The sequence below is a fragment of the Christiangramia sabulilitoris genome, assembly GCF_007050985.1.
Classification (GTDB): Bacteria; Bacteroidota; Bacteroidia; order Flavobacteriales; family Flavobacteriaceae; genus Christiangramia; species Christiangramia sabulilitoris.
Genome location: NZ_VHSF01000017.1, coordinates 1 through 866, shown reverse-complemented (window position 1 = coordinate 866; position 866 = coordinate 1). Strand labels below are relative to the sequence as shown.

At 47.2% G+C, this 866-nt stretch carries 1 protein-coding gene; it reads right to left on the bottom strand.

Features of this window, described 5'->3' with window-relative positions; genetic code table 11:
• Nucleotides 1–866 (bottom strand): hypothetical protein (locus FGM01_RS14585; protein WP_166435242.1); only part of this gene is annotated, 866 nt, incomplete at both ends.

The following is an 866-nucleotide window of genomic DNA, read 5'->3' as shown; positions in this document are numbered from 1 at the left end:
TTAGTCGCAGTATCATCAAGGGCGATGATTCCATCTCCCGCGCCATTACAACTGATATCCGTAGACTTCAAGGTCAAACTCAAGGCCGCTGGATCGGTAAAGGTCTCCGTATCACTTTTCTTGGTACACGTATCTACCCCATTGCCAGAGGCTACTGTACCGATTATGTAATAACTGCCTGCGCCCATATCACTCTTAAAGACACCAGTGGTGGCATCAGGGCTCACACTTCCTACTTCTGTATCGTCACCACCATTCTCTCCAACCTTGTAAAGCTTATAACTATCAAATGCRCTGTTAGTCGCAGTATCATCAAGGGCGATGATTCCATCTCCCGCGCCATTACAACTGATATCCGTAGACTTCAAGGTCAAACTCAAAGCCGCTGGATCGGTAAAGGTCTCCGTATCACTTTTCTTGGTACACGTATCTACCCCATTGCCAGAGGCTACTGTACCGATTATGTAATAACTGCCTGCGCCCATATCACTCTTAAAGACACCAGTGGTGGCATCAGGGCTCACACTTCCTACTTCTGTATCGTYACCACCATTCTCTCCAACCTTGTAAAGCTTATAACTATCAAATGCRCTGTTAGTCGCAGTATCATCAAGGGCGATGATTCCATCTCCCGCGCCATTACAACTGATATCCGTAGACTTCAAGGTCAAACTCAAGGCCGCTGGATCGGTAAAGGTCTCCGTATCACTTTTCTTGGTACACGTATCTACCCCATTGCCAGAGGCTACTGTACCGATTATGTAATAACTGCCTGCGCCCATATCACTCTTAAAGACACCAGTGGTGGCATCAGGGCTCACACTTCCTACTTCTGTATCGTCACCACCATTCTCTCCAACCTTGTA